The organism is Mycobacterium sp. (assembly GCF_019247615.1).
Classification (GTDB): Bacteria; Actinomycetota; Actinomycetes; order Mycobacteriales; family Mycobacteriaceae; genus Mycobacterium.
Genome location: NZ_JAFBAT010000289.1, coordinates 1 through 7849, shown reverse-complemented (window position 1 = coordinate 7849; position 7849 = coordinate 1). Strand labels below are relative to the sequence as shown.

At 67.0% G+C, this 7849-nt stretch carries 9 protein-coding genes; 3 read left to right on the top strand and 6 right to left on the bottom strand.

Features of this window, described 5'->3' with window-relative positions:
- On the top strand, window positions 1-882 hold an 882-nt coding region (locus tag JO059_RS20265; protein ID WP_293322009.1), incomplete at its 5' end, for a hypothetical protein.
- A gap of 1 nt (window position 883) precedes the next feature.
- Here the strand turns inward: JO059_RS20265 and JO059_RS20260 are convergent.
- The 4 genes from JO059_RS20260 to JO059_RS20245 form a co-directional block, all read right to left on the bottom strand.
- Window positions 884-1927 (bottom strand): LLM class flavin-dependent oxidoreductase, encoded by a 1044-nt coding sequence (locus tag JO059_RS20260; RefSeq protein WP_293322006.1) that lies wholly within the window; start codon window positions 1925-1927, stop codon window positions 884-886.
- On the bottom strand, window positions 1927-2442 hold the full coding sequence (locus tag JO059_RS20255) for an SRPBCC family protein (protein WP_293322003.1): 516 nt from the start codon (window positions 2440-2442) through the stop codon (window positions 1927-1929). The genes JO059_RS20260 and JO059_RS20255 overlap by 1 nt, the downstream gene beginning before the upstream one ends.
- A gap of 142 nt (window positions 2443-2584) precedes the next feature.
- On the bottom strand, window positions 2585-3688 hold the full coding sequence (locus tag JO059_RS20250; RefSeq protein WP_293322001.1) for an acyl-CoA desaturase: 1104 nt from the start codon (window positions 3686-3688) through the stop codon (window positions 2585-2587).
- 23 nt (window positions 3689-3711) lie between these two features.
- The gene (locus JO059_RS20245; protein ID WP_293321998.1) at window positions 3712-4806 is read right to left on the bottom strand and encodes a ferredoxin reductase; all 1095 of its coding nucleotides are present in this window, start codon (window positions 4804-4806) and stop codon (window positions 3712-3714) included.
- Window positions 4807-4875: 69 nt separating this feature from the next.
- Here JO059_RS20245 and JO059_RS20240 point away from each other — a divergent pair, with 69 nt between their 5' ends.
- Window positions 4876-5550 (top strand): TetR family transcriptional regulator, encoded by a 675-nt coding sequence (locus JO059_RS20240; protein WP_293322011.1) that lies wholly within the window; start codon window positions 4876-4878, stop codon window positions 5548-5550.
- A gap of 39 nt (window positions 5551-5589) precedes the next feature.
- Here JO059_RS20240 and JO059_RS20235 read toward each other — a convergent pair whose 3' ends face one another.
- A complete protein-coding gene (locus tag JO059_RS20235) occupies window positions 5590-5949 on the bottom strand; it encodes a hypothetical protein (RefSeq protein ID WP_293321996.1) in 360 nt (119 codons plus the stop codon).
- 197 nt (window positions 5950-6146) lie between these two features.
- Entirely contained in the window at window positions 6147-6755 is a 609-nt protein-coding gene (locus JO059_RS20230) for a GNAT family N-acetyltransferase (protein WP_293321994.1), read from the bottom strand.
- A 60-nt stretch (window positions 6756-6815) separates the two neighbouring features.
- On the opposite strand from JO059_RS20230, the gene JO059_RS20225 reads away from it, so the two are divergent.
- Window positions 6816-7849: F420-dependent hydroxymycolic acid dehydrogenase (locus JO059_RS20225; RefSeq protein WP_293321992.1), on the top strand; the 1034-nt coding region annotated here is incomplete at its 3' end.

Here is a 7849-nt window from a genome sequence, read left to right as displayed (position 1 = left end):
GGCGGCGACAACACCGACGCCTATTACTTCATGTGCCCGGTCGATCCGCGGCGACGGTACCGAATCAGCGGAAACCGGGGCGACAGCGTGTACTTCTCGGTGACCGCGTATAACGAGCCATCGCCCGGCGCGTGGTCGGACCGGGTCGTTGCGATCCTCCGCGACAGCGATCTCAACATCGATGCCGACGGCAGCTTCTGCTTCGAATTCCCCCCAACCCCCGACGCGGCGGTGCTGATGACTCGTGACTACCAAGCTGACCCACTCACCGGCCGCCCGGTTTCGTGGAACATCGAGGCGCTGGACGAGCCCGACCCGATCCGGCACGGCGACGCGCAAACAGCGGCGAGCCTGCGGGCGGCCGCGGCCTGGTTGCGCACCATGTTCGCCATCGTCCCGCTGGCCGTCGGGACCCGCGCTGACGACGAACATGCGCTCGGTCACGAGACGGCCCATGCCGCAAACGAGTTCGCCGACCCTTACCAGGTGCCCGACGCCAATTTCGGCTGGTCGGCGCGCGACGCATGCTACGCCTACGGCAGCTTCGTGCTCGACGACGACGAAGCGCTGATCATCACGCACCGGCCCCCACGCTGCCGCTTCTGGAACATGGTGGTGTGGAACCAGTTCATGGCCACTGTTGGACCCTCCGAGGGTCCCGACGCGCGTTGCTCCGTCAACGGCCATAGCGCGGTGGCGAACAGCGACGGCTCCGTGAGCATCGTGTTGTCCCACGGGTTGACGGCCCACCCGAATTCACTGACCACACTTGGCTATCCGCGTGGCAACCTTGCCTTCCGGTGGTTCCTCGCCGACGGCGTGCCGGCGCGGCCCGATGTGCAGCTCGTGAAGGTGTCCGAGGCACCCACCGGCACGCACTGAGTCAAGCGGCCTCGCGGACCAGCTCGATGGCCCTGCCCAGGGTCGCCAGCTTGGCGTCCATGGTGTCGCCCGCCGGGTACAGCCGCACGGTGTTCACGCCGGCGTCACGCCAGACGGCGAGCCGCGAGCGCACCATCTCCTCGGTGCCGACGAGCGTTGTGGCCAAGACCATTTCGTCGGTCACCAGCCCGGCCGCTCCCTCACGGTCGCCGCCCTGCCAGCGCTCGCGCACCTCGGCGGCGACGTCCTTCCAGCCCTGCCGCCCGTAAGCCTGGTTGTAGTAATTCGTGCTCGACGAACCCATGCCCCCCAGGCTGAACGCGAGTTCCTTCTTCCGGGCGGCGAGCATGCCGCGCAGGTGGTCCTCGTCTGATGCGAAGGCGACTTCGGCACCCTGACAGATGTCGATGTCGGCGCGAGTCCGTCCGGCGGCCGCCAGGCCCTGGTCGAGATGGGAGAAGTAGGCGTCGCCGGCGCCTTCGGGGACGAAGCTGGTGCCCAGCCAGCCATCGGCAATCTCCCCGGTCAGCCGGAGCATCGCCGGCGACAGGGCGGCCAGGTAGAGCGGGATGGCGTGGTGCGGCCGAATCGACAACCGCATCGGCACGGCCTCACCGCCCGGCCGCGGGATGTGAAACTCCTTGCCGGAGTAGGAGAGCTTGTCCCCGGTGAACGCCTGCCGCACGATCTCGACGGTTTCGCGCATCCGGGCCAGGGGCCGGCTGAACGACACTCCATGCAGGCCTTCGATCACCTGTGGGCCCGACGCGCCCAGCCCCAGCAAGAACCGCCCGGACGACAGGTTGGACAGCGTGATTGCCGTCTGCGCGACCGCGACCGGCGTCCGGATGCCGAGTTGCAGAATGCCGGAACCGAGCAGCATGCGGTCGGTGCGCGCCGCAATGTAGCCCAGCGCCGACGGCCCGTCGGATCCCCAGGCCTCAGCAACCCAGCAGACGTCAATACCCAGCTTTTCGGCCTCGACGGCGAACTCGGCGACCTTGCCGCCGGCCCCGGAGAGCTCGACGGTCGTCGCGGTTCGCATCAGCGCACCCCGTGTTCGGCCAGCCTCTTGATGGCCGCCAGGGTCTTGTCGATGGCGCCCTCGAACTCCCGCAGCCGCACGAATACGATCTTTTCTTCCTTGTCGGGCATCGCGTCTATGGCCACCGACAAACCCGAGCGTCCCGGTCCCATCTGCATCCAGAAGCGCAGCACCGTGCCCCCGTCCCGGGGCGTCAGCCTGAACCGCCATGTCGCCGACGGAAACGCGGGATCGCCCACCGCCCAAGCAAACTCGCGTGACTCGTCACAGGCGATGACCTGTGACGTGGTGGTCCATTTCCCAAACGCGTCGTGTTCGTTGTACCCGACGAAACGGGCACCGACGCGCGGTCCGGTCGCTCCGTCGACCCACTGGACCGATTGCAGCTCGTTGCTCAGAGTCGGCATCAGCGCGATGTCGGAGACCAGACCCCAGACGCGGACCGGATCGGCGTCAATCCACGTCGATGCTTCCACCGTTGGCTTGTCCGCATAGCGAGCACCGGTCCATTCCACGGGCCCATTGTCCCCCGCCGGACCCATGGCGTCTGCCCCCGAAATGCCCCGAAATGGATCGAGCCTGCGCCCAGCGCCGCCCCAAGGGAACCTTGAATTCAGGCGGACGCGCAGTGAGCGCAGGCTCGGTGCCCGAACGGGATCAGGCGGCGAGCATTTTTTCGGCGGTGTCGTCTGGCTCCGGCGCCCGCACCCCGGGTCCCGGAAAGCTCAGCTTGACGATCTTGCGCACCACGGTGCCGAACTGCCGCAGCAGCGGGCCCTTGTTGTACGGGATGCCGTAGCGTTCGCAGATCTCCTGCACCTCGGCGGTGATATCGGCATACCGGCGCGCCGGCATGTCCGGGAACAGGTGGTGCTCGATCTGGTGCGAGAGGTTGCCCGACAACAGGTGGAAGAGCTTGCCGCCGGTCAGGTTGGCCGAACCGAGAACCTGGCGGAAATACCACATGCCGCGCGACTCGTCCTTGGTCTCTTCGACCGTGAACTCCTGTGTGCCGTCCGGGAAGTGACCGCAGAAGATGATCATGTAGGACCACACGTTGCGCATCAGGTTCGCCGACATGTTGCCCGCGAAGACGAACGGGGCGAACGGCCCCGCCAGCAACGGGAAGGCGACGTAGTCCTTGAGCGTCTGCCGGCGCGTCTTTCTCCAGATGGCCCGAAGCACCTTGCGCTTGTCGGCGAGCCGGATCTCCCCGGAGCGGATTCGCTCGGTCTCCAGGTCATGCAGTGCGACCCCATATTGGAACAGAATCATCAGCAGGAACGCGTAGAGCGGGTTGCCGATGAAGTACGGCTCCCAGCGCTGGTCTTCGCTCATCCGCAGGATCCCGTAGCCGATGTCGCGGTCCATGCCCACGATGTTGGTGTGGGTGTGGTGCATGTAGTTGTGGGAATGCCGCCATTGGTCCGCCGGGCAAGCCGTGTCCCACTCGAACGCGCGACCGGAGATCGCCGGGTCACGCATCCAGTCGTATTGGCCGTGCATGACGTTGTGACCGATTTCCATGTTGTCCAGGATTTTTGACAGGCCGAGCATCGCGGTGCCCAGCAGCCACGCGGGCGGCAGGAACAGCAGCGCCCGGCCGCCGACCTCGAGGGCCCGCTGCGCTTTGATGACGCGGCGGATGTATTCGGCGTCCTGCTCGCCGAGCTCCGCCATGACGCGCTCCTTGATGGCGTCGAGTTCGCGGCCGAACTCCTCGGCCTGTTCGGGTGTCAGGGTGATCTTGCTGTGTGGCATGGGTTCTCTCCTCGGGTCGAAAGTCATAGGGACAGATCGACGTCACCGACCGGGACGGAGACGCAAATCTGCACGTCTTCGTCGGGGGCGGTGGACACCGCACCGGTGACCAGGTTGCGCACGATGCCTGCGGTCTTACGCCGCGTGCAGGTATGGCAGATGCCCATCCGGCATCCGTTCTCCGGCGTCAGGCCGGCGGACTCGGCTTGCTCAAGCAGCGAGCGTCCGTCGTCGACGACGTCGATCCCGCTGTTGGCGAACGTGATTCGCCCGCCCGACGGGTCGGCCGGCGCGTCGAACACCGGTGGGACGAAGCTCTCGGTGTGGACGTTGTCGCAGTGTTCCCGCACGGCATCGACCAAAGACGTTGGCCCGCAGACGAACACGACGTCCGGCGATGGCATCGCGGCGGCCAGGTGCTCGGCATCGAAGCGGCCTACCAGATCGCCGGCGCCGGAGCGGGTGTAGCCGTGCAATACCCGCACGCCACGCAGCTCGTTATGGGCGGCCAGTTCGTCGCGGTAGCACGCCTCGGCGGGCGTGCGGGCATAGTGCACAAACGCGACCTCGCCCCCGTGGCGCTCGGCCACCAATGTGCGCAGCATCGCCATCACCGGCGTGATGCCACTGCCACCGGAGACCAACAGGATCCGTCGCGGCCGCACCGCGGGCAACGCGAAGTCGCCACCGACGCCCGCCAGGCCGACCACCATGCCGCGCCGCGCGCGCTCGAACAGGTAGTTCGACACCAGGCCGCCGTCGTGCCGGCCGATCGTCAGCTCGAGATGCGCGCTGCCTTCGGCGTTGGCCGGCGAATAGCAGCGGGTGTGCCGACGACCGTCGATCTCGAGGCTCAAGTTGACGTACTGACCGGCTTTGACCGTGTGGGCCGAGGTGAAGGCCTCGTTCGGAGCCAGCGTGAGGGTGACGCTGCGCGGCGTCGTCCGGCGCACGTCGATGACTTTGGCGCGGGCCTCGCCGAGCGTCCACGTCGGCGCCACCAGCTCGGTGTAGCGATCGACACCGTGCGGACCGGTGAGCAGGTCGAGCAGGTCCGAACCCAGGACTCGCTTCCGGAGATTCTGTGCGAGATTTCGCGTGGGTATTTGAGTGAACATACGTACACCGTGCGCCCGGATACCGCAGGTAGTCAAGGTTTTCTGGCGGTTTGTGGTAGGGTTCACATAGTGAACAGCCGTACTCCTGTCTCACGCTCGCGTCGGTCGGGCCGCGACCGCCCACGCGAAAGCCAGTCGCGCGAAGAGCGCAAGGAGGCGACCCGTCGGGCCATCATTGCCGCGGCGTTGAAGCTGCTGCAGGACCGCAGCTTTTCCAGCCTGAGCCTGCGCGAGGTGACCCGCGAGGTTGGGATCGTGCCGGCCGCGTTCTACCGTCACTTCGAGTCGATGGAGGCCCTCGGGCTCGTGCTGATCGACGAGTCGTTCCGCAGCCTGCGCGATACGCTGCGCGAGGCGCGGGCCGGAAAGCTCGACCCGAACCGGGTGATCGAATCGTCCGTCGAAATCCTGGTAGCCAGTGTCGCCACCCGACGGGAGCACTGGCGGCTCATCGGCCGCGAGCGCAACAGCGGGCTGAGCGTGCTGCGCTACGCCATCCGCACCGAGATCCGGCTGATCACCTCCGAGCTCGCCACCGACCTGGCGCGTTTCCCGGGCCTGAACGAGTGGAGCACCGAGGACCTCAACGTCCTGGCGACCCTGTTCGTGAACGCCATGATCGTGATCGCCGAGGCAATCGAGGATTCTCAAACCGCCGAGGCACTGGAAGACATCCGGCGCATCGCCGTCAAGCAGTTGCGAATGATCGCCACCGGCATAGCGGGGTGGCGGAGCAGTCCTTGAGCTCGGCGACCGTCAGGGGAGTGAACAGCCGAGCACTGACTACTCGTCGACGACCTGGTACAGGGAGTCCCCGTCTTCGGGTGCGTCGTCGATTTGTCCCCGATGAGCCCGCCCGGGACGATCGTCGGTGAGCGGGTCATCCACGACGTCGGTCACATCCGGCTCTTCCTCGGCCAGCCGAGTGTCGAGGGGTTCCCCCTCGCGCTGTTCGCGCGCCGTCATCCCGAACCGGTCGGCCTCGCTCCAGCGCTCGGGTGGGTCGACGACGATGTCGCCGTCGTCGTTGCGCAATTCGTCGGAGTCGGTGCCTTCGCTGGCGTTCAGAGTATCGCCCGGGCCGCCCTCCTCGGGGAAGTCCGCGGGATCCACCAGCTCGTCGGCTTGCGGGTTATCGCTCATGCGAAAACGGTTGCCCGCCGATCCAGGAGGCTAAACGCAGCCGTCGCGCAACGCGATCCCGCGGGTGACGAGGATCGACATCGCCACTGGACAACTCTTCGAACGCGCCGCAGTCAGCTCGGCTGGTAGCGCCGGAGCCCATGCCTACACGAAATGTCAAGGGCGCAAGTCCAATCGCGTTGCTGGCCCAGGCGGGCTCAGCGCGGTGGCCGCCACATCGCCCACATTGTTGGGCCGCCGTCCGGCAACGTGATCTCGCGGGTGACGGTGAAACCGAAACGCTCGTAGTACGGCACGTTCTCGCGGTTCGTGGACTCAAGATAGGCCGGGCAGTACTCCGCGTCGCAGCGCTGCAGCCGCGACCGCATCAGGACCTGTCCGAAGCCTTGGCCTCGGACCGACGGATCGCTTCCGATAACCGCCAGATACCAGTGCGGTTCTTCGGGATGTGCGCGCTTCATCAGCTCCTGCACCGCATGTCCCTGCATCGCACGCAGACCCAACACGCGCACCAACGTCGGCGTCATCGCAAGCTGCCCGCGGAGCGTATCGTGCCATTGATTCGGCGGATCCCACAGCGCCGCGGCAGCGATACCCCGCGGTCCATCGCCGGCCACTTCTACGCCGCCGCGGGCGAGATGGTGATGACGGGTCACCGTTTCGAACAATCGGCGCAGCCGTACGGTCCGAGACTCGGCATCGGGAAGCAGCCAGACCATCACCGGGTCGTCATAAAACGCCCGGGCCAGGGTTCGTGACAGCTCGCGGACATCGTCTTTCCGGGCCGGACGCGCCTGTATGCTCACCCGTTTCAGACTAGGGGGCGGGCCAGGTGTGGCGGACCCCGCGACGGGTATCCGGTTTCGGTGACCGGCATCCCGCGGCGGACGTTCGGGCGGATGGCGGCCGGCGTCGGCGTATTCGGCACCGTCGGGCTCTCGACGGGCTGCGGAAATGCCGGGCGCGACCGCGGCAACCCGGCCGGTCCCCCACCCTCGGGACGTGGTGTGGGGTTCGTGCTGTCGCACGAGCAATTCCGCACCGATCAGCTCATCGCACAGGCCCAGGCGGCCGAACGGGCCGGTTTTCAGTACGTCTGGGCGAGCGATCACCTTCAGCCCTGGCAGGACAACGAGGGTCATTCGATGTTTCCGTGGCTGACGCTGGCGCTGGTGGGCAGCAGCACCAGCCACATTTCGTTCGGCACCGGCGTGACCTGTCCGACCTACCGCTATCACCCCGCCACCGTGGCGCAAGCGTTCGCGTCCTTGGCCATCCTCAGCCCGGGGCGGGTGTTCTTGGGACTGGGAACCGGCGAGCGACTCAACGAACAGGCCGCCACCAACGCGTTCGGCAACTACACCGAGCGCCACGACCGACTGATCGAGGCGATCGAGATCATTCGGCAGCTGTGGAGCGGCTCGCGAATCTCGTTCGCAGGCCGCTACTTTCAGACGAACGCGGTGAAGCTCTACGACGCGCCGGCGACGCCGCCGCCGATCTTCGTGGCCGCCGGCGGCCCCAAAAGCGCAAAGTTGGCCGGCCAATACGGCGACGGCTGGATCACCCAGGCTCGCGATGTCACCAGCCCGAAGCTGCTGGCCGCCTTCGGCGCGGGCGCGCAGGCCTCGGGTCGCGACGCGGCCGGCCTGGGCAAGCGCGCCGAGCTGTTCGCGGTGGTCGGCGGCGACGACGAGGCCCGCCGCGCCGCCGCATTGTGGCGATTCACCGCCGGGGCTGTCGATCAGCCCGATCCCGTCGAGATCCAACGCGCCGCGGAGGCGAACCCGATCGATAAGGTGCTCGGCAACTGGACCGTGGGGACCGATGCCGCATCCCACATCGCCGCCGTGCAAAGGGTTCTCGACGCTGGCGCCGTTCCTTTTCTGCATTTCCCTCA